The sequence below is a fragment of the Sphingomonas sp. GW821-FHT09B04 genome (genome assembly GCF_059418285.1).
Map to the genome: position 1 here is coordinate 1 of NZ_JBWKPO010000006.1, position 20,545 is coordinate 20,545.

The following is a 20,545-nucleotide window of genomic DNA, read 5'->3' on the forward strand; positions in this document are numbered from 1 at the left end:
GCCAAATGCCGGTCGATGCAGTTGGCCGCGACATTGAGCTTGCCGTCCGCGAACCATTCGATCCGGAAATTCGCCTCGTCGAACGACCAGTTCCCCGCCAGCTCCGGACGCTTCACCCACTCCAGGCGCTTCGCCTGATCCAGCCAGAAGCTGCCCGGATCGGCGAGCGAGCGCCCATAGAGCCGCTCATAGCCCGCCGCATCGTAACGCGCCCCCTGTGCCCATATTGCGGGAACTGGATAAGTCTCACCGGTCATCGCCTCTCCTCTCGGGCCGGAGCTGTAGTTTCCGGCCCGGAAAAGGGCAACGCCAACAGCGCTTTCGCGACCTTAAGCTGCCGTGATAGCGATCTCAGGCGAATGTCCGTACGGATCAGGCCTTGGAATTGGCATATTCCTGCGTGCCGCGAGTGACCACCCGGTCGCCCTCGACGATCTCCGCGACGGGGATATCGGGCTGCGCCAGGATCTCGGCATAGAGCGGCGCAAAGTCGGTTTCGACCGTTGCGTGAAGCAGGGTGTCGAAGCCCGGGATGATGAAGTAATTCTGCTGGAAATCATCGATCCGGTACTCGGTGCGCATCACACGCTTGAGGTCGAAACCGATGCGGTTGGGGCTGTCGCTGTCGAGCGCGAAGCGGCTTTCACCAAAGCTCGACACAATGCCCGAGCCATAGATGCGCAGATCGCCTTCTTCCTCGATCAGCCCGAATTCGACGGTGTACCAATAGAGGCGCGAGAGCTGCTTCAATGCGCCCAGCTCCATCGCCCGTCCGCCGCCACGGCCATAGGCCTCCATATAATCGGCGAACACCGGATCGGCGAGCATCGGCACATGGCCGAACACGTCATGGAACACGTCCGGTTCCTGCAGATAATCGAGCTGGTCGGGCCGGCGGATGAAATTGCCCGCGACGAACCGTCGATTGGCCATGTGATCGAAGAACACATCGTCCGGGACGAGACCCGGCACCGCGACGACCTGCCAGCCGGTCCGCTTCATCAGCCGTTCCGACAATTCCTCGAAATTGGGAATGCCGCCATCGGAGAGCTTGAGCAGGTCGAGCCCGTGGAGATACGCCTTCGACGCGCGACCGGGCAGCAGCTTTGCCTGACGCTCGAACAGCGTGTCCCACACGGCATGTTCCTCCGCCGTGAAAGCGTCCCAGTTCTGCGAGATCGTCCAGTCAGCCGACGCACCCTCCGGCGGACGGTCAAGTACATGGGTTTCGTTCATCATTCTTCCCTATAACATGGGTGCCCATAGCATGAATAAAGTAACAACGGAAACCAGATGGTTATGCCGCGGTGCTGGAATTATGCGCTGGCCGACCTATCTCGGCAGAGAGTGACCGGATGACGCTGAACACCGAAGCCAAAGCCCCGCCGATGACGGTGATGCTCGCCGAATGGCCCCGCGCCGCGTGGAGCCTGTCCAAGTTGCCGTTTGCATGGTCCGACCTCATGCAGATGCCGCGGGGCGACGGACGACCGGTGCTGTTGCTGCCGGGACTGGTCAACGGCGACACGTCCAACTTCGTCATGCGCCATTATCTCGAAGCACTGGGCTATCGCGCGCTGCCCTGGGAGCTGGGTCTCAATTTCGGTCCGCGCGTGATCGGCATGGAGGGTGAACGGCTGTTTGAGCGGATCGCGGCCATCCATGCGGAGACGGGCGAGAAGGTGACACTGATCGGCGTAAGTCTGGGCGGGATCATGGCGCGGGTCGCTGCGCACCGGCATCCCGAGCTGGTGCGCGAAGTCATCACCGTCAGTTCGCCCTTTGCCGGCCTGCCCAAGGCGACAAACGTCTGGCGCGTGTTCGAGCTGGCGTGCGGTCAGCGTTCCGACGACCCGGCGGTGCGCGCATGGCTGGAAGAGGCGGCGACGCCCCTGCCCGTCCCTGCCACTGCGATCTGGAGCCGCAGCGACGGGCTGGTCAACGGAATGTGCTGCCATGAAGAAGCGCATGGCGACGCGCGCTCGATCGAAGTCGTCAGCTCGCACCTCTGGGTGCAAATGAAACCCGAAGTGCTGCGCGCGATCGCCGACACGCTGGGCGGCGACGGACGGGAATCCTAGTCCTTCTCAGGCTCCGGGTCGCCGGCCCGATACCCCTGATAGGGGCCACAATTATCGGGATCCTTGCGGCAGGCCTCTTCGTGCTTCTTGCGCTCGCGGCCTTCGCGCGCTTCCTGTTTGCGTAGCTTGCGGCCGGCATTGCGGTCGGCCTCGTCCTGGCTGGTGGTCGCCCAGTCGGCGGTCTTGCCCACCACCTTGACCGGCGCCGTGACGACATCGGCGGCAGCTTTCACAAGACAGCCCCCCGTCAGCAGCGGCAGCGCCGCAACGACCAGAATCAAACCTTTACGCATCACGCTGCCTCCTGGCCGATCAGCGAACATGCCGATCGCGCGCCTCGACCCCCTGATAGGGGAAATCGGTGAAGAAGCCATCCACCCCGGCGGCGAGATGGCGTGAAATTTCCTCGCCCAGCCGCCCGTGCCCCGCGGGATTGATGCCGCTCCGCAAGCCCGAAGGCAGAAAGAAATTCTCGGCACGGAAGGTCCAGGGATGGACCTTGAGCCCCACGGCGTGCGCGTCCGCGACCAATGGGGTCACGGTGCCGTCATTCTTCACCACCATCGCCTTGGCCGGGCCAATCCCGGCGGCGTAGGCGGCAACGGCCTTCAGCCCCTCCGGTGAAATCATCGCGGCATAGCTTGGCTGCGCGCCGTCCGCCGGGCCGCCATCGGCGTCGAGCAGCTGGATCAGGGGGACCCTGGTCAGTTTCCCGAGCGCCTTGAGGTTGTTCACCTCGAACGACTGGATGAACACCGGCGCATCGGCGCGGTCCCAGCCTGCCGCCTTGAGCTCCGCCACCAGCGCGGCCTCCAGTGGCAGGCCGATCGACGCGAAATAGGTCGGGTGCTTGGTCTCGGGATAGATGCCGATGGTGCGGCCGGTCTTCGCCGACGCCGATTTGGCGAGCGCGATGATCTCGCGCAGCGTCGGCACCTCGAACTGGCCGTCGAACTTCGTGTTTCCGCGGCGCAGCAGCGGGAGGCGCTCCTTTGCGCGGAGCGTCTTGAGTTCGGCGAGCGTGAAATCCTCGGTGAACCAGCCGCTATGCTTCGTCCCGTCGATCACCTTGCTGGTCTTGCGGTCCCTGAACTCCGGTCGCGACGCGACGTCGGTGGTGTCGGTGATGTCGTTCTCGTGCCGCGCGACCAGCTGGCCGTCCTTCGTCATCACCAGATCGGGTTCGATGAAGTCGGCGCCCTGTTCGATCGCGAGTTCGTAGGAGGCGAGTGTGTGCTCCGGCCGTTCGCCGCTGGCGCCGCGGTGCGCGATGACGATGGGCTTGGCGGCAGGCATGATCGCTTCCTTTGCGGCGACGGGAGCGGTGACCATAATCAGTGCAAGCGCGGCTCGCCACATGCCCGGCATCGCCCTATCTCCTTCGAAAAGCACGATCGGCTATTCGATTCGGATGACAGTCTAAAGGCAATGGCAGACAACGACAGCGTGATCGCGGCGGCGCGAACCTGGGCAGGGCAGCCGATGGCGCTGGCGACCGTCGTCTCGACTTGGGGATCGGCACCTCGTCCACGCGGCTCACATCTGCTGGTGCATGGCGACGGTCGGTTCGAGGGATCGGTGTCGGGCGGCTGCGTCGAAGCGGATATCCTGACGGTCGCGGCACAGGTGATCGGCGGCGCAGGGTTCCAGCGGCGGCGTTATGGCGTGGCGGATGCGGCGGCGTGGGAGGTCGGCTTACCCTGTGGCGGCGAGATCGAGGTGATGGTGCAACCGGTGACGCCGGACGGGTTCGACCCGGCACTGTTCGCACAGATCGCCACCGCGCGCGCCGAAGGGCGGGCGCTGGAGGTAAGCACAGATCTTTCAAGCGGACACAGCAGCATCGAACCGGCAGACAACGGCGCCTTCATCAACCGCTATGAGCCGCCGCGCCGGCTGCTGATCGTCGGTGCCGTGCAAATCGCGCAGGTGCTTGCGGGACTCGCGCGGGAGTTGGGGATCGTGACCGTGGTGATCGACCCGCGTGGCCGGTTCCTGACGCCCGAGCGCTTTCCCGGCGTGATGCTCGATGACCGCTGGCCCGACGCGGCGATCACCGCGCTGCGGCCTGATGGCGCGACCGCGGTGGTAACGCTGAGCCACGATCCCAAGATCGACGATCCGGCGCTGATCGCAGCCCTCAACGCAGGCGCGGGCTATGTCGCCGCGCTGGGATCGCGAAAGAGCCACGAAGCGCGGCGGGAACGATTGGCGGCGGTGGGACTTTCCCCCGAACGGATCGACCGCATCGACGGCCCGGCGGGGATCGACATCGGCGCGATCGGCCCGGCGGAGATCGCGCTGTCGATCGCGGCGGGGATGGTGAGGAGCCTGCATGATCGAGGCTGAACGGGTTACGCTGGTATTGCTGGCCGGGGGACGCTCCGAACGCTTCGGAAGCGACAAGCTGACCCAACTCTATCTCGGGCGGCCGCTGGGTCTGCATGTCGTTGTCGCGCTGGAGGCCGTACCGTTCCGCGAGCGGATTGCGGTGGTCTCGCAGACCCGGCTCGACCTTGCAGGCTGCGGCTATCGCGTGATCGCCAACGATGACCCCGCAGCGGGCATGGGCCGCTCGCTGCGGCTGGGCGTGGAAGCCGCGTGCGCGGGCGGTGCAGAGGCAGTGCTGATCGCGCTCGCCGATATGCCGCGCGTCACCGCGACGCATATCTATCGCCTGCTCGACCGCGCCGAGGGGCCAGACGCGATCGTGGCGTCGAGCGACGGAGTGATTCCGCGCCCGCCGGTGCTGTTCGGCGCTACGCATTTCGACCAGCTGCTGCGCAGCGAGGGAGACATCGGCGCGCGCGATCTGGTGAAGCGCGGGCATCATGTCGTGACCTCTCCCGCCGAACTGGTCGACGTCGACACACCGCAGGATCTGGCGAAGCTGATCCATGGATGACCGCGCGCTGGCGATCGCGCTGGGGCTGTTCTCCGCGCTGACGCTGGCGCTCGCCAACACCGCGGTGAAGAAGGGGCAGGACATATTGGTCGGCCGCGCGGTGCTGTCGTCGATCGCGGCGCTGCTCGTCGCACCCTTCGCGCTGATCGTGCCACTGCCCGACACCGCCACCTGGCAGGCGCTCGCCTGGGCGATCCCGGCGCATTTCTTCTACCAGATCTGCCTGATCCGGGCGATGCAGCGCGGCGAGTTGAGCCTTGTCTTCCCGATCATGCGTGGCGCGGCACCGCTCCTGACCGCCGGGTTTGCGGTGATCATATTGCGCGAGCATCTGCCCGCGATCGGCTGGCTCGGTCTGGTGATCGCGACCGGAGCGGTGATCGCCTTTGCCCTGCCCGCTCGCGGGGTTTCACTGCGCGCGCACCCCGACAAGGCGGCGATGGGCTGGGCGCTGGCGACGGCGCTGGGCGTCGCGCTTTACAACATGACCGACGCGCGCGGCGTGCGCGTCGCGCCCGACCCGTTCACCTATATCGTCTGGCTGTTCATGCTCGACGCTGTGTGCGTGACCACGACCGCGCTGGTCCTGCGGCGGCGCGAGCTGCGGCGCGCGATCGCCGAGACCTGGCAGATGGGCGCGATTGCAGGCGCGCTGTCGATCGCTTCGTTCGGGGCGGCGCTCTATGCCTATTCGCTGATCGAAGTCGCCAAAGTCTCTGCGCTGCGCGAGACTGCCGTAGTGTGGGCGGCGCTGATCGGCACGCGCTTCCTTGGCGAAGGACTGGGGCAGCGGCGCATCCTTGCGGCCATCGCACTCGCCGGTGGACTGGTGCTGCTCCAGTTCGGGTGAGCTACTCGTGCCGCAGCGCGTCGATCGGGTTGAGGCTTGCCGCGCGCCGTGCCGGGAAGAAGCCGAACACCACGCCGATCACCGCCGAGATCAGGAAAGCCACGACGTTGATCTGAAGATCGAAGGTCCACGGCACCTGCATCAACGGCGTGATGATCGCGATCACCAGCTGGGCGAGCGCCAGCCCGATCACGCCACCAAGCATCGACAGCACGATTGCTTCGACCAGAAACTGCAGCAGCACCTCACTGGCAATCGCGCCGATCGCGAGGCGGATGCCGATCTCACGCGTGCGCTCGGTCACCGAGACGAGCATGATGTTCATGATGCCGATCCCGCCGACGATCAGGCTGATCCCGGCAACCGCCGCGACGATCTGGGTGAGCAGGGTCGTGGTGCCAGTCAGCGTTGCGCTGATCTGCGCCGTATCGAAGATGTTGAAATTGTCCTCGGCGCCCGGCTCAATCCGGCGGCGCTCGCGCAACAGATCGCTAAGCGAGGATTGCACCTGCGCGCTGTTGTAGCTCTGATCGACCCCGACCAGCATCAGCCGGATATCGCGATTACCCGTGAAGCGCCGCTGGACCATCTTGATCGGCATGATGATGACATCGTCCTGATCGCCGCCGAACCCGGCCTGACCGCGGGTCGAAAGCGTGCCGATCACGTCGCATGACACATTGTTGACCCGCATCCGCTGGCCCACAGCGGGCGCGCCGCGGAACAGGTTCTGGCGCACCGTATTGCCGATGATGCACACCGACTTGCCCGCAGCCTCTTCCGCCGGGGAGAAGGTCCTGCCCGCGGTCAGTGGCCAGGGCTGGACCTTGAAGAAGTCACTGGTGGTGCCGTTGACCGTGGTCGACCAGTTCGCACCCTCATGGATCGCGGTGCCGGTGGTCTGCGCCTGCGGGGCGACTGCCGTGACGCCGGCAATCTGTTCCTTCACCGCCTCGACATCGGCTTCCTCGAAATCCGGCGGGCGCGGTCCGCCGCCGCCGCGGCCGAAGCCCTGACCGGGGCGCACCTGAAGGATGTTGGTGCCGAGGCTGGCGATCTGCTGCTGCACCGCGGCAGTTGTCGCCTTGCCCAGCGTGACCATCGCCACCACCGCCGCGACGCCGATGATGATGCCAAGCGTCGTCAGGAACGAGCGCAGCTTGTGCCGCAGGATCGAGCGGATCGCGAGCGTGAAGGTGGTGCCGAGCATCAGGCGGAAACCTTTGCGCCGTTACCGACTTCGGTCCGCTCGACCAGCCCGTCCTTGAAGTGGACGATGGTGTGGGCAAACGCGGCCATGTCGGGTTCGTGCGTGACCATCAGCACGGTGATGCCGCTGTCCTTGTTGAGGCTGGTGAGCAGCTCCATGATCTCGATCGAGCGCGCCGAATCGAGGTTGCCGGTCGGCTCGTCGGCGAGCAGCACCGCGGGGCTGGTGACGATCGCGCGGGCGATGGCGACGCGCTGCTGCTGGCCGCCCGACAGCTCGGCGGGGGTATGGTCCCACCAGTCGGCAAGGCCGACCTTATCCAATGCTGCCATGCCCAGCTCGTGCCGGGTCTTCTTGTCTTCGCCGCGATAGAGCAACGGCAACTCGACATTCTCGAGCGCATTGGTGCGCGAGAGCAGGTTGAACCCTTGGAACACGAAGCCGAGATATTTGCGGCGCACCAGCGCGCGCTGATCGCGGTCGAGCGTCTCGATGTGCACGCCCTTGAAGCGGAACTCACCGCTGGTCGGCACGTCGAGGCAGCCGAGGATGTTCATCGTCGTCGACTTGCCCGATCCCGACGGCCCCATCACCGCGACGAAATCGCGCTCGGCGATATCGAGGTCGACACCCTTCAGCGCCTGAAATGCGGTCGCCCCTTCGCCGAACACCTTGGTGATGTTGCGCAGACGGATGATCGGTTCGGCGTCAGCCACCCGTACCGCCCCCGCCCTGCCGACGCTGACCGCCGCCGCCCGACTTGCGCTGACCGCCCTTGGACTCGCCGGCATATTGGCCGGTGATGACCTCCATCCCTTGCTTGAGGTCGCCCGACAGGATTTCAGTCACCTGCCCGTTGGTGTCGCCGGTCGTCACTTCGATCGCCTGCGGCTGGCCGTCGGCGCCCTTCACATAGACCGTCTGGCGCGCGCCGCGGCCCATCGTCGCGGATTTCGTGGCTCCGCCCTGACCGCGCCGCCCGCCCCGCGGCACCAGCGCGCCCGCCATGCCGCCACCGGCCTGCGGTGCGCTCGCATCGGTCGGGGTGAAGCGCAGTGCGGCGTTGGGAACCAGCAGGACGTTGTTTTTCTGCAACGTCACGATCTCCGCGGTTGCGGTCATGCCGGGCCGTAGTTTTTGCTCGGCATTGGCGACACTCAGCGTCGCGCCATAGGACACGACCTGCGCACTCGTCGTCGAGGTCGAGGTCGAAGACGTGCTGCTCTGCGCCGACAGGTTGGAACCGACATCGACCCGCCGGATCGCCGCCGGGAAGGTTTCGCCGGGGAAGGCATCGACGGTGAAGTTGGCCTTCTGCCCGTCCTTGACCTGACCCACATCGGCTTCGTCGATCGCGACCTCAAGCTCCATTGCGCTCAGATCCTCGGCGATCACGAACAGTGTCGGCGTGTTGAACGAGGCCGCGACGGTTTGGCCCGGATCGACCTGCCGCGCGAGGACGACGCCGTTCACCGGCGAGCGGATGATCGCCTTGTCGCGCTGAGTCTGGTTCGAGCGGAGCGCCGCCTGTTGCGACACGACCTGCGACTGGCTGGCACGCAGGGTCGCGGCGGCGCGGGCGAGCGCGGCGCGGGCATTGTCCATCTCGGTTTTGGCCGGCACGCGCCCGCCCGAGAGGCGGCTGACCTCCTCGAACCGGGTAAGCTGCGACCGCGCCTCCGTGACCGTCGCCTGATTCTGCGCGACGGTCGCCTGCGCGGCGGCCACTGCTGCCTTGCTCTGCTCGATCGTGTCGTCGAGACGCGACGGGTCGATCAGTGCGAGCGGCTGGCCGGCGGTAACGCGATCATTCACGTCGACCTCGACCCGGGTGATCAAACCCGACAATTCCGAGCCCACTTGCACCTGATTGGTCGGCGCGAGCTTGCCCGTTGCCGAAACCGTGACGGTCAGCGCACCACGCTCGACCTTCTGCGTCGCATAACCCGCCTGCTCGCTGCTCCCAAAGTACCGCCACAGGCCGAACGCGGCCGCGATCACCACCAGCGCCAGCAAGATCCATTTGGCGTAGCGTTGCCAGACGGGCGTCACCTTACCGCCGAGGAATTCGTCGAGCTTGGGGTTCGCAGGTTCGGCCATCAGTCATGTCCTGACGTAGCGGGCGCGGGAACGCGCTCCGGCGTTGGGGTGATGCCCGCGTCCCAGCCGCCGCCGAGCGCGAGATAGAGTTGAATCAGCGCCGTCGCCTGATCCGAACGTGCCTGAAGCAAACCGTTGCGCGCCGAGATCAGCGCAGCCTCGCTCTGGTTCAGGGTCACGAAATCGGTGAGGCCGACGCGGTAGGAGCTGCGCGACAGGATCGCGCTGTTGTTCGCGGCATCGAGCGCGATGGTGAACTCGCGCTCGCGCCGTTGCGCCGCCTGAAGCGCAACCACCGCATTCTCGACGTCCTCAAGCGCGCTCAGCACCGTCTGCTTATAGGCGTAGAAGGCGCCGTCTGCCGCGGCCTGCGACGAGCGGATTTGCGATCGGGTGCGGCCCGCATCGAAGATGGTCTGGGCGATGTTGGCGAAGACGCGCCCGGTGATGATGTCGAAGATGTTGCCGAGGTTCGGCGCGCCGGCATCGATGCTCCCACCCAGTGACAGCGAAGGATAGAGCTGTGCTTCCGCCACCCCGATCCGCGCGACCGCGGCGGCGAGATTGCGCTCGGCGGAACGCACATCGGGACGCTGGCGCAGCGTGTCCGCCGGGATGCCGACCGCGATGGCCGCCGGTCCCTGCGGTACGGGCCGCGCCGCCTCCATCTCGCCCTTAAGTGCGCCGGGCGCCTGCCCCGTCAGCACGCCCAGCCGAGAGACCGCATTGTTGTAGCTCGCCTCGATATTGGGGATCGACGCCGCGGTCTGTGCACGGCTGGCGCGCGCCTGCTCCTGATCGAGCGAGGAGACGAGACCCGCCTGAACGCGGAAGCCGGCAATCTCCAGATTGTCGTCCTGAATGGTCAGGCTGTCGCGCGCGTTGGCGAGCTGCGACTGCGCGGCACGCGCGAGGATATAGTTGCGCGCGATCTCCCCCTGGGTCGAGATCAGCACCGCCGCATAGTCATAGCCGCTGGCGTCGAGCGCCGCGCGGCTCGCTTCGACCCCACGGCGCACGCCGCCGAACAGATCGGCCTGATAATTGACGTCTGCGCCGAGCGAGAAGCTCGATGTGCCACCCGAGGAACCCGCGATCCCCTCAGTCCGCGATGCGCCGCCGCTCGCGCTGACGCCGGGCAGCAGCGACGCACGCGACTGGACCAGTCCCTCGCGCGCCTGCCGCAACCGCGCGACCGCCTGAGCAACATCGAGATTTTGCGTCGCCGCCTGCCCGACCAGCCGGGTCAGCAACGGATCGTCGAATGCCGTCCACCACTGGCGAAGGTCCGCTTGCGCCTCCTGCCGCGCCTCGACCGAATAAGCCGGCGGCACGCCCAGTTCGGACGCGCCCTTCGGCCGGTAATCGGGTCCGGCAGCGCAACCGGCGAGCGGCAGCGCGATGAGCGTCATCAGGATCGTCGGACGGTTCATCATGCCTCCGAAACTGGTCAGGTCAGTCGGTCACGTCCATCAAAACATTGTCGCAAATTGTATACGTTGCACCTGAACGCATCCGAAACAATCCGGTTTCCGGACGCTACCAGCTGCCGAAACCGGGCGCGAGACCGAGGCCGTCCGGGCCGGGCCGCTCGACACGGCCCCAGCCATAGCGGGTGCGCTTGCGCAGCCGCAGCGCAGGCCACTCACCAGTCGAGGTCCGGCCCGCGAGCCGCAGCCCCTGCCGGCGATAGGCATAAGCGACACGCTCAACCTGCGACTCCAGCAGGCCGGCAAGCACCAGGGTCCCGCCCTCGGCCAGTGCCGCGCTGAGGCTCGGCGCCAGCTCGATCAACGGCCCGGCAAGGACGTTGGCGATGATCAGGTCATAGGGCGCGCGGTTGAGCAACAACGGATGCTCGAGCCCCGGCGCGGCGGCAAGCGCCAGTTCACCCATGCCGACGCCGAGCGGCACGCCGTTGACGACGGCATTCTCCGCCGTCACCTCCACCGCGACCGGATCGATGTCCGATGCGGTGGCATAGGCGCGCGGCCACAAATGCATCGCGGCGAAGGCGAGCAGCCCGGTGCCGGTGCCGACATCGATCAGGTTGCGCACCACTTCGCCCCGCGCGCGCATCCCGTCGAGCGTGCGCAGGCAGCCGCTGGTCGTCTGATGCGTGCCCGTACCGAATGCGCGCCCGGCTTCGATCAGGAAGGTCTTGGCGTCATCGGGCACGTCGCCGCGATTGGTGCCGGTGTGGACGTAGAAGCGCCCGGCATGGACCGGCTCGATCCCCGCCTGGCTGAGCGTCACCCAATCTTCGTCGGGCAGCTTCTCGATCAGCGGCTTGGCCTTGCCGGCGCTGGGGACAAGTGCGTGCAGCGCCGCGATCTCGGCCTTGCCGGGCTTGCTCTCGAAATAGGCCTCGATCTGCCAGGCGAGCGGATCGTCGGGGATCGTCTCGCTGGTCAGCAGCACCGGCGTGGGTTCGATACCGAGCAGTTCGGCGCCCTCGAAATCGATCGCCTCCGCTTCGTCACGGGTACAGGGCAAGGTGATCTTCCAGCTGCTCATCAGCCGATCTCGACTGGGCGGGAGAGAACAAGCTTGAGTGTCGGCACGTCGATCACTTTGTAATGCACTTTCATTCCTTCACGGATGACCAGCGCCAGCCGGGTCGGGCTGAGCATCCACATCCGGTCGACACCATCGATATTCTTGAGCAGGAAATCCTGGCGACCGTCAGCGATGGTTCCGACCAGAATATCCTGACGCATGCTGCCTGCCTGACGGACCGTAAGTACATAATAGGCGGCCGGCGGCTCCACTTTCTTGGAGCCCATCTCATCAGCCGCCTCAACCAGATACTCTTCGGCAGCGCGGCCCACACCGTCGATCGCCGCGCTGGCGGGAAAGAAGCGGAACTCGACGATACGGCGATGATTATCCGCAAGTAGCCTCCGGCTCGTGCCCGTCGCCTTGTCGAGCAGGATCAGGTTGCGATGGTCGAATTCGTAGCTGCTCGATCCAGAGGAAGCGATCTTCCCGCCGCCGCGCCCGGCAACGCCGATCGCTATCTGAACCAGCCCGGTTCCATGTACGTCTCGAACATCCTGCACCGAAAAGGGCTCAGTCTCTCCCTCAACCGCAACCTTGGCCGGTTCCCGGTCGCGATGCAGACCACCGACGCCCGTTATCACCAGTGCAAGCCAGATCACCGCAATCGCAGCCAACAGGCCGACACCCGCGAACACCCAGGTCAGTATCTTTCCCGCCGTCCAGCCTTGCCTTGCCGTATCGGTCATGCCGAACTCCTTATCGCACGTAGCTCGCGCCATTCACGTCGAGCACGGCGCCAGTCATCGAAGCGGGCGCCTCGAGCGCGCAGAAGCGGGCCATCGTCGCGACCTCCTCGGGCATCGCCACGCGGCCAAGCGGGATGTCGGCGAGCAGCTTATCTCCGCCACGGCTCGCCATATACTCATCGGCCATGCCGGTCATGGTGAAGCCGGGACAGATGGCGAAGGCAAGGATGCCCTCACGCGCAAACCCGCGCGCGATGCTCTTGGTCATCGCGACCACGCCAGCCTTGGATGCGGCATAATGCCAATGCGCCGGGCTGTCGCCGCGATAGGCGGCGCGGCTGGCGATGTTGACGATCCGACCGCCACGCTTGCGCTCATGCCAGTGACGGACAGCAAGCCGCGAGAGCTGAGCGGCGGCGGTCAGATTGACCTGCATCGTCCGTTCCCACACGGCGAGCCATTCCTCGTCGTCGAGATCGACCGGCGCAGCCTCGAAGATGCCGGCATTGTTGATCAGCACATCGATCCGCCCGTCGAGCTGCTCGAGCGCTGCCTCCCACAGCGCGCGCGGCGCTGCCGGATCCGTGAAGTCGGCGGGGATATTGCTGGAGGTGCCCTGCCCCACCGCCTTAACGGTGGGCAGGTCCAGAGCGTTCAGGATCGCAGCGCCAATGCCCCGGCTCGCGCCGGTGACCAGAATATTGATCGTCATGAAACCGGACTAACGGCGAACCCCCGCGCCGTCACCCCTGTGATGAACTACGCTGCGACTGATGCCGAGAAGTTGCCCGCCGCGTCCCTGAGCTGCACCAGCCGCGCATCGATCGCGCCGAATTCCTGCTGCAGCGTGTCGATCTCCTCGGCAACGCCCTTGGTATCCTCGCGGATCGTGCCGATGGTGGCGGACATCGAATCTGCGGCGAGCGCCGTTTCATCCACGGCCGCGGTGATCGCAGTGACGGTCTGTGCCTGAATCTCCATCGCGGTGCGGATGCGATCAGCCGAGGCCTGAACCTCCATCACCGTGTCGCGGATCGAGGCATTGGTGTCGACCGTGCCCCTCGTCGCCGACTGGATCGCCGCGATCTTGGTTGCAATGTCGTCGGTCGCACGCGCCGTCTGGTTGGCGAGGCTCTTCACCTCCTGTGCTACCACCGCGAACCCGCGGCCTGCGTCGCCGGCCCGCGCCGCTTCGATCGTCGCGTTGAGTGCGAGAAGGTTGGTCTGCCCGGCAATGTCGCGGATCAGCCCGAGGATCGATTCGATCGACTTGGCGTGATCCGACAGCATCTCGCTCATCGCCACCGCTTCGCCCGCCTGTGCCGACGCACGCGTCGCGATCCCGGCTGCAGCCTCGACCTCGGTCCGCGCATCCTCGATCGCCCGGATCAGGCCCGCCGCGGTATGCGCAGCCTCGCGCATCGCCACCGCCGACTGTTCCGCGGCCGCAGCAACCTCGGACGCCTTACCCAGCATCCCGCGGGTCGAATCCGCCGCGCCGCGCGCCTGATCGCGTACCTTGGCGCCCAGCGTGGTGGTCAGTTCGATCGTTCCGGCAATCTCGCCGCGAAACTGTTCGGATCGCGCCCGCCGCTCGTTGCGCGCCAGCTCGGCATCGCGCCCGCCGAGCTGCGACGCCATGAAGTCTGCCTCGAGCATCGACATACGCTGTGCGACATCGGCGAGGCGCGCGAACCGCTCCGGATCGTCGATCAGCCGTTGCCGGATGATCTCCTGCGTGCGCGCATGCGCATAGGCGAAGGCCGACAGCAGCGCGGAAAGCGGGATTCGAGAGCGGTGTGCGTCATCGGCATGCTTCGACGCCATATTGAGCCACGCCTCGTCAAACGGGCGCTGAAACTTGGCGCCCATATAGATTGCACTGGCGCGCACCTGGTCGCGCATCCGCTCGCCCGTGAAATAGTCGCGGACATGCGCCGTGGCATCCAGCGAGAGATAATGGTCCCAAAAGGCCTGTGAGACGCCCTCGAAATCGTCGCCGATCAGCGCGGCGACATCGGCACACCCTTCCCGGATCGCGCCGTCCCAGTCATAGTCCCGGATCCGTTCGGCAATGGGACGGCCACGGCCGCTCCATTGGCCGAGCTCCTTCGCTCCGGCCATTCATTCTCTCCGTAATACTTATGCAGCGACTTTTGCGACAAACTCGCCCGCGCTGTTTCTGAGCGTTCCAAGCTGGCCGTCGAGCGCGGCAAAGCCCTGCCCGACCCGGTCGATCTCGCTCGCGACCGACTCGGTATCCTCGCGGATCGCGCCGATGGTGGCGGACATGGAATCGGCGGCGAGCGCGGTTTCATCGACCGCCGCGGTGATCGCGGTGACGGTCTGAGCCTGAATCTCCATCGCGGTGCGGATGCGATCGGCGCTGGCCTGAACCTCCATCACCGTGTCGCGGATCGATGCGTTGGTATCGACGGTTCCCTTAGTCGCCGACTGGATCGCCGCGATCTTGGCGGCGATGTCGTCGGTCGCGCGCGCCGTCTGGTTGGCAAGGCTCTTCACCTCCTGTGCGACCACCGCGAACCCGCGGCCTGCGTCCCCGGCGCGTGCTGCCTCGATCGTCGCATTCAATGCCAGAAGGTTAGTCTGGCCGGCAATGTCGCGGATCAGCCCCAGGATCGATTCGATCGACTTGGCGTGGTCGCTAAGCATCTCGCTCATCGCCACCGCTTCGCCCGCCTGTGCCGACGCACGCGTCGCGATGCCGGCTGCAGCTTCGACTTCGGTCCGCGCATCCTCGATCGCCCGGATCAGGCCCGCCGCGGTATGCGCAGCCTCGCGCATCGCCACCGCCGACTGTTCCGCAGCCGCAGCAACCTCGGACGCCTTGCCCAGCATTCCGCGGGTAGCGCCCGATGTGAGCGCAGCCTGCGCGCGCAGCGCTTCGCCGTCGCGCGTGGCCTGCTCGACTGTGGTGCCGATCGAATCGCGGAACTCGACAGCCAGCCGATCACGCTCCGAGCGCGCATTGAACTCGTAATAGGCGGTATAGAGCGCCGTATAGACCTCGCACTCCATCGAGCGGAGGCGGAACAGCAGGTCGATCAGCTGCGACAATTCAGGCGATCCCGCCGGCAGCCGCTTGTTGAGGATGTCGAGCGTCGCGCGCCCACCCGCATCGGTCATCGACAGGATCGCGGTCAACGACACGTCCTGCGCATAGGCCGAAGCGACCGTGCGCTCGGCCGACTGGACCCAGGCGATTCCGGGAAGGTTGGTGTAGCGGTTACGCAGATAGGCGACGCCCAGCTCGATGACGCGGTCCTGATCCTTCTGCAGGAAGTTCCGGCTGCCATCATGGAAGCGCTGCCATTGTTTCCAGTGCGCAGCGGCGATCGTCTCGACATCGGGTTCGATCGTCGTCCAGAGCTGCTGCGCGAGCTTGAGGTCCGCGTCGCTCAGGTCGAACAGGCGCAGGCGCGCGCGCAGATCAATCGTAGGGCTGACGCTCTCCGGCGCCGGCATCTGCTTGTTCGCGGCTTCGCTCACGACTCACCCATCTGATTCGCACGCCCATGCTTCTTGGGGCGTGAGATATTCGCGCCCCCCTTCATGCCTGAGGTAAACGGTCAACTGTTAAGGGCTGGTTAGCCACGGCCCGCTTGCATCGTCCGCGTCTCTGTCTCATTAGGCGCGCAACTCGACAGGGGAACCTTGGCCTTGGCATCCGCCCGCAACGAAAACCGCCCGCTCTCGCCGCATCTCCAGGTCTGGAAATGGGGTCCGCACATGCTGGTCTCGATCCTGCATCGCGTGACCGGCTCCGGCCTCGCGACCGTCGGCGCGATCGTCTTTCTCGCCTGGCTCGGCGCATTGGCGAACGGCAAGGAATGCTATGACTGGTTCATGGACCTGCTGACCGTGAAGTCGGGCGCGCCCAACATCGCGGGCTATATCCTGGGTATCGGCCTGACGCTCAGCTTCTTCCAGCACATGATGACGGGCATCCGCCACTTCTTCATGGACGCGGGTGCCGGGTTCGAGCTTCAGGAGAACAAGCGCTTCGCGATCCTGACGATGGTCGTGTCGGTGGCGCTCACTGCGGCGCTGTGGGGCTATCTGAGCTATGACCGGCTAACCGCGAAGCCGGTCGTGAACGCGCCGATCGTGGTGGAGACGAAGTAATGGGCAACGGAACCAGCATCGGCCGCGTCCGCGGTCTCGGCGCCGCACATGAGGGTACGCACCATTGGTGGCAGCAGCGGCTGACCGCGGGCGCGAATTTGATGCTCATGCTGTGGCTGATCGTCAGCCTCGTGCTGCTTCCCAGCCTCGACTTCGTCACCATTCAGGCCTGGCTTTCCTCGCCGCTTGCCGCGGTGCCGATGATCCTGCTGGTCATCAGCGTCTTCTATCACCTCAAGATGGGCCTTCAGGTCGTGATCGAGGATTATGAGCGCGATGCCCGCCGTATCGTCTTCATGACCCTGCTCAACTTCTTCGCGATCGCCGCTGCGGTCTTCGCGATTTTCTCGATCCTCAGGATCGCCTTCACCGCCACCACCGGAGCCGCCTGATGTCCGCCGCCTACAAGATCATCGACCACAGCTATGATGCGGTGGTCGTGGGTGCCGGCGGATCGGGCCTGCGTGCGACGATGGGCTGCGCCGAGGCCGGCCTCAAGACCGCGTGCATCACCAAGGTGTTCCCGACCCGCAGCCACACCGTGGCGGCGCAGGGCGGCATCGCCGCATCGCTCGGCAACAACTCGCCGGATCACTGGACCTGGCACATGTTCGATACCGTCAAGGGGTCGGACTGGCTCGGCGACCAGGATGCGATCGAATATATGGTGCGCGAGGCGCCCGCGGCCGTGATCGAGCTGGAACATGCCGGCGTGCCGTTCAGCCGCAACGACAACGGCACGATCTACCAGCGCCCGTTTGGCGGCCATATGCAGAATATGGGCGAAGGCCCCCCGGTGCAGCGCACCTGCGCCGCGGCGGACCGCACCGGCCACGCGATGCTTCACGCGCTCTACCAGCAGAGCCTTAAGTACGACGCGGACTTCTACATCGAATATTTCGCGCTCGACCTGATCATGGAGAACGGCGCCTGCCGCGGCGTCATCGCCATGTGCATGGAAGACGGCTCGATTCATCGCTTCCGCAGCCATGCCGTGGTCCTCGCGACCGGCGGCGGCGGCCGCGTCTATCAGTCGGCGACCTCGGCGCACACCTGCACCGGCGACGGCAACGGCATGGCGCTGCGCGCCGGCCTCGCGCTGCAGGACATGGAGTTCGTCCAGTTCCACCCGACCGGCATTTACGGCGCGGGCGTGCTGATCACCGAAGGCGCGCGCGGCGAAGGCGGTTACCTCACCAACTCCGAAGGCGAGCGCTTCATGGAGCGCTATGCCCCCTCGGCCAAGGATCTCGCCAGCCGCGACGTCGTCGCGCGCTCGATGGCGATGGAAATCCGCGAGGGGCGCGGCGTCGGCAAGGAGAAGGATCATATCTTCCTTCACCTCGACCATATCGACCCCAAGGTGCTGGCCGAGCGCCTCCCGGGCATCACCGAGACCGGAAAGATCTTCGCCAACGTCGATCTGACCAAGAAGCCGCTGCCGGTGGTGCCGACCGTCCACTATAATATGGGCGGCATCCCGACCAACTATCATGGCGAAGTCGTGCAGCTGCGCGACGGTAACCCCGACGCGGTCGTCCCCGGCCTGTTCGCGGTCGGCGAAGCGGCGTGCGTGAGCGTCCATGGCGCCAACCGCCTCGGCTCCAACAGCCTGATCGATCTCGTCGTGTTCGGCCGCGCCACCGGCCTGCGCCTCAAGGAGACGCTCAAGCCCAACACGCCGCACAATCCGCTGCCCAAAGGTTCGGAGGAGTTCGCGCTCACCCGCCTCGACCATTTCCGCAACGCCAAGGGCGGATCGTCGACCGCGGAGATCCGCAAGGACATGCAGAAGACGATGCAGCGCCATTGCGCCGTGTTCCGCGACAGTGCGCTGCTGACCGAGGGCGTCCAGCACATGGATCAGGTCTATAAGCGGATGGAGGACATCGACGTCACCGACCGCTCGCTGATCTGGAACACCGACCTGATCGAGACGCTCGAGCTCGACAACCTGATCGGTCAGGCGCTGGTGACGATCAAGGGCGCCGAGAACCGCAAGGAAAGCCGCGGCGCACACATGCACGAGGACTTCCCGGATCGCGACGACGCGAACTGGATGAAGCACAGCGTCGCGACCTTCGAAGGCTGGGGCGGCAAGGGCGGCGGCACCAAGATCGACTACCGTCCGGTCCACGAATACACGCTCACGGACGATGTCGAGTACATCAAGCCGAAGAAGCGGGTGTACTGAGTTGAACGGTCAGCGGGTATCTATCCGTTCGACCGGCGCCATCCCTGCAATGAGCTTCTTAACGGTGATGGCAAATCCCGCATCGTAACCTCTATTGTCGAGGAGGCGATGAAGGAGGGGCTTTTGACCGGCCATCAGGCTCAAATTCGTCCTCGCCTCAGCCTCAAATTCTTCCCACGACAAGATTCTCAATTCATACGCATTATAGATATGATTTACGCGATTAATAAAGAAGAACATGCAACTACGCAGCGCCAGAGCCTCAAATTCAGACTTCGGCTGATCGCCATAGATCATCATTTCCGTTGCAATTTGATGCACGGGTGAACTGCACGCTTGCAGATTCCAATCTTGCTGCTGACGCCACATCTCATGAATGACTGCAGCCTTGTCCCGGCGCCTAGTGTAATCATGAATCATGATTGCGATACCGAGCGTAACTACTACGCTACAAATGCTACCTGCTGCACTTAAAACATCAGCCCAATCACTCACCGTCATTTACCCCCTCCATATCAATGTCATTTCAATGGTCGCTTCCGTCAGTCGCCGGGCTTCGGAAACTATGTAAGGCATTCATAGTTTTCACTCACTACACACCCCTCGAAGTTTCGAGAAACTCCTGCCATTTGATGCTTCAACTGCGTTGCGAGCTGGATCATATTTCTACCGCTTGACGATCCCCCCCTCGCACCCCCAACTTCCCCGAACATCTCCGGGGGAAATCGATGCGTTCGATATTGCTGCCGTTGGCCGTTCTGCTCGCGCCTCTCTCCGCGCTGGCGATCCCGCAGCAATATTCTCCGCCCCAGCACACCGCTCCGCCTCCGCCCGGTATCGCGCGTTCGACGCCGTGGGAGGTCGTCCAGCAGGCCGATGGCGGCACCCAGATCGAACGCGACCGCCCCGCCCGCCACGCGCTTGCCGAACACCGCCGGCTGACAAAGGCGCTCGCCCCGCTGCTTCCCCACCGCAAGGGGGTCGTCGATGCCTATGTCCTCTCGGTCGCGCTCGACAGCGATCCCGTGTTCGGGCGGGAGGCGCGGGAAGCGGGCAAGGTGCTGGCGCGCCGCTACGACGCCATTGGCCGCGCGCTGGTTCTGGGCGGCACCGACGGATCGGCGCCCAGCCCGCTACCGATGGGTTCGCCGGTCCATGTCGAAGCCGCGCTGGCCCGTATTGCTGAGCTGATGGACCCGGCCGAGGACGTGCTGATCCTCTACGCCACCAGCCACGGCGCGCCCTATGGCGTCGTCTACAATGACGCCGACCAAGGCTATGGCGCGATCTCGCCTGCCCGGCTCGCGCAGTTGCTCGACACGCTCGGTATCCACCGCCGCCTGCTGATCATCAGCGCCTGTTACTCGGGCGTGTTCGTGCCGGTCCTGTCGGGGCCACAGACGATGATCATCAGCGCAGCATCCTCCGACCGCACCTCTTTCGGCTGCGTCGCCGAGAATGACTGGACCTTTTTCGGCGACGCGCTGATCAATCGCGCACTGCGCAAGCCCCAGCCATTCGATGCGGCCGTCAGCGAAGCAATCGGGCTGATCGCGGGCTGGGAGCAACAGGGCAACCTCAAACCCTCGCTTCCCCAGCAAAGTACGGGCGCCGAGGTGGAACGGTGGCTCGCCCCGCTCGAGGCGCGGATGCCCAAGGTCGCGACGCCGCCGGTCGGGCGGCCTTCGGCAGAGGGTCTGGCGGCGCTACAGCACTGATCTTTGGCCACCCCGCTATCGAAGCGTTTGCAGCACCGCCCCCGCTTATGTATCTGACCCCCAAATTCGAGAGGCAGCACTGCGCCTCCGCAG

At 65.3% G+C, this 20,545-nt stretch carries 22 protein-coding genes; 8 read left to right on the plus strand and 14 right to left on the minus strand.

From position 1 onward, the window contains the following. Together AC07NK_RS18020 and phhA are read right to left on the minus strand one after the other, a co-directional pair. Positions 1-257, minus strand: a 257-nt coding sequence (locus tag AC07NK_RS18020; RefSeq protein WP_495171999.1) for an acetyl-coenzyme A synthetase N-terminal domain-containing protein, incomplete at its 3' end; no start/stop codon positions are given. A gap of 115 nt (positions 258-372) precedes the next feature. Further along, positions 373-1,239 carry a phenylalanine 4-monooxygenase gene (gene phhA, locus AC07NK_RS18025; protein WP_495172000.1) on the minus strand — a complete coding sequence of 289 codons (867 nt, stop codon included), beginning with the start codon at positions 1,237-1,239 and terminating at the stop codon, positions 373-375. Between the two features lie 116 nt (positions 1,240-1,355). On the opposite strand from phhA, the gene AC07NK_RS18030 reads away from it, so the two are divergent. Next, positions 1,356-2,081 carry an alpha/beta fold hydrolase gene (locus tag AC07NK_RS18030; protein WP_495172001.1) on the plus strand — a complete coding sequence of 242 codons (726 nt, stop codon included), beginning with the start codon at positions 1,356-1,358 and terminating at the stop codon, positions 2,079-2,081. Here AC07NK_RS18030 and AC07NK_RS18035 read toward each other — a convergent pair. Beyond that, positions 2,078-2,374: a hypothetical protein gene (locus AC07NK_RS18035; RefSeq protein WP_495172002.1), complete on the minus strand. Its 297-nt coding sequence runs from the start codon at positions 2,372-2,374 to the stop codon at positions 2,078-2,080. The genes AC07NK_RS18030 and AC07NK_RS18035 overlap by 4 nt on opposite strands. A 19-nt stretch (positions 2,375-2,393) precedes the next feature. Then, complete coding sequence (locus AC07NK_RS18040) at positions 2,394-3,449, minus strand: glycerophosphodiester phosphodiesterase (RefSeq protein ID WP_495172003.1); 1,056 nt, start codon at positions 3,447-3,449, stop codon at positions 2,394-2,396. A 60-nt stretch (positions 3,450-3,509) separates the two neighbouring features. On the opposite strand from AC07NK_RS18040, the gene AC07NK_RS18045 reads away from it, so the two are divergent. The 3 genes from AC07NK_RS18045 to AC07NK_RS18055 are packed head-to-tail and all read left to right on the plus strand — an operon-like array spanning position 3,510 to position 5,836. Continuing rightward, positions 3,510-4,430, plus strand: a complete 921-nt coding sequence (locus AC07NK_RS18045) for an XdhC family protein (RefSeq protein WP_495172004.1) — start codon at positions 3,510-3,512, stop codon at positions 4,428-4,430. Beyond that, a complete protein-coding gene (locus AC07NK_RS18050; RefSeq protein WP_495172005.1) occupies positions 4,417-4,986 on the plus strand; it encodes a nucleotidyltransferase family protein in 570 nt (189 codons plus the stop codon). Before AC07NK_RS18045 ends, AC07NK_RS18050 begins: the two co-directional genes overlap by 14 nt. Further along, complete coding sequence (locus AC07NK_RS18055; protein ID WP_495172006.1) at positions 4,979-5,836, plus strand: EamA family transporter; 858 nt, start codon at positions 4,979-4,981, stop codon at positions 5,834-5,836. The genes AC07NK_RS18050 and AC07NK_RS18055 overlap by 8 nt, the downstream gene beginning before the upstream one ends. A 1-nt stretch (position 5,837) precedes the next feature. On the opposite strand, the gene AC07NK_RS18060 is transcribed toward AC07NK_RS18055, so the two are convergent. From AC07NK_RS18060 to AC07NK_RS18100, 9 genes are all read right to left on the minus strand, one after another. Next, positions 5,838-7,046, minus strand: a complete 1,209-nt coding sequence (locus AC07NK_RS18060; protein WP_495172007.1) for an ABC transporter permease — start codon at positions 7,044-7,046, stop codon at positions 5,838-5,840. Further along, positions 7,046-7,837: an ABC transporter ATP-binding protein gene (locus AC07NK_RS18065; RefSeq protein WP_495172008.1), complete on the minus strand. Its 792-nt coding sequence runs from the start codon at positions 7,835-7,837 to the stop codon at positions 7,046-7,048. Before AC07NK_RS18065 ends, AC07NK_RS18060 begins: the two co-directional genes overlap by 1 nt. Then, entirely contained in the window at positions 7,755-9,146 is a 1,392-nt protein-coding gene (locus AC07NK_RS18070) for an efflux RND transporter periplasmic adaptor subunit (RefSeq protein WP_495172009.1), read from the minus strand. Before AC07NK_RS18070 ends, AC07NK_RS18065 begins: the two co-directional genes overlap by 83 nt. Continuing rightward, positions 9,146-10,579 (minus strand): efflux transporter outer membrane subunit, encoded by a 1,434-nt coding sequence (locus tag AC07NK_RS18075; RefSeq protein WP_495172010.1) that lies wholly within the window; start codon positions 10,577-10,579, stop codon positions 9,146-9,148. The genes AC07NK_RS18070 and AC07NK_RS18075 overlap by 1 nt, the downstream gene beginning before the upstream one ends. 106 nt (positions 10,580-10,685) lie before the next feature. Beyond that, complete coding sequence (locus tag AC07NK_RS18080) at positions 10,686-11,663, minus strand: 50S ribosomal protein L11 methyltransferase (RefSeq protein WP_495172011.1); 978 nt, start codon at positions 11,661-11,663, stop codon at positions 10,686-10,688. Then, a complete protein-coding gene (locus tag AC07NK_RS18085; RefSeq protein WP_495172012.1) occupies positions 11,663-12,394 on the minus strand; it encodes a hypothetical protein in 732 nt (243 codons plus the stop codon). Before AC07NK_RS18085 ends, AC07NK_RS18080 begins: the two co-directional genes overlap by 1 nt. A gap of 10 nt (positions 12,395-12,404) precedes the next feature. Next, complete coding sequence (locus AC07NK_RS18090) at positions 12,405-13,106, minus strand: SDR family NAD(P)-dependent oxidoreductase (RefSeq protein WP_495172013.1); 702 nt, start codon at positions 13,104-13,106, stop codon at positions 12,405-12,407. 47 nt (positions 13,107-13,153) lie between these two features. Further along, entirely contained in the window at positions 13,154-14,518 is a 1,365-nt protein-coding gene (locus AC07NK_RS18095; RefSeq protein WP_495172014.1) for a methyl-accepting chemotaxis protein, read from the minus strand. A gap of 18 nt (positions 14,519-14,536) precedes the next feature. Next, complete coding sequence (locus AC07NK_RS18100; RefSeq protein WP_495172245.1) at positions 14,537-15,880, minus strand: methyl-accepting chemotaxis protein; 1,344 nt, start codon at positions 15,878-15,880, stop codon at positions 14,537-14,539. A gap of 195 nt (positions 15,881-16,075) precedes the next feature. Here AC07NK_RS18100 and sdhC point away from each other — a divergent pair, with 195 nt between their 5' ends. From sdhC to sdhA, 3 genes are read left to right on the plus strand one after another with little or no spacing between them, the layout of a single operon-like run. After that, the gene (gene sdhC / locus AC07NK_RS18105) at positions 16,076-16,540 is read left to right on the plus strand and encodes a succinate dehydrogenase, cytochrome b556 subunit (RefSeq protein WP_495172015.1); all 465 of its coding nucleotides are present in this window, start codon (positions 16,076-16,078) and stop codon (positions 16,538-16,540) included. After that, positions 16,540-16,932 carry a succinate dehydrogenase, hydrophobic membrane anchor protein gene (gene sdhD, locus AC07NK_RS18110; RefSeq protein WP_495172016.1) on the plus strand — a complete coding sequence of 131 codons (393 nt, stop codon included), beginning with the start codon at positions 16,540-16,542 and terminating at the stop codon, positions 16,930-16,932. Before sdhC ends, sdhD begins: the two co-directional genes overlap by 1 nt. After that, positions 16,932-18,734 carry a succinate dehydrogenase flavoprotein subunit gene (gene sdhA / locus AC07NK_RS18115; RefSeq protein WP_495172017.1) on the plus strand — a complete coding sequence of 601 codons (1,803 nt, stop codon included), beginning with the start codon at positions 16,932-16,934 and terminating at the stop codon, positions 18,732-18,734. Before sdhD ends, sdhA begins: the two co-directional genes overlap by 1 nt. Before the next feature lie 9 nt (positions 18,735-18,743). Here sdhA and AC07NK_RS18120 read toward each other — a convergent pair whose 3' ends face one another. Continuing rightward, the gene (locus tag AC07NK_RS18120) at positions 18,744-19,235 is read right to left on the minus strand and encodes a hypothetical protein (protein ID WP_495172018.1); all 492 of its coding nucleotides are present in this window, start codon (positions 19,233-19,235) and stop codon (positions 18,744-18,746) included. A 227-nt stretch (positions 19,236-19,462) separates the two neighbouring features. Here AC07NK_RS18120 and AC07NK_RS18125 point away from each other — a divergent pair, with 227 nt between their 5' ends. Further along, entirely contained in the window at positions 19,463-20,452 is a 990-nt protein-coding gene (locus tag AC07NK_RS18125) for a C13 family peptidase (RefSeq protein WP_495172019.1), read from the plus strand. Positions 20,453-20,545 lie beyond the last annotated feature (93 nt).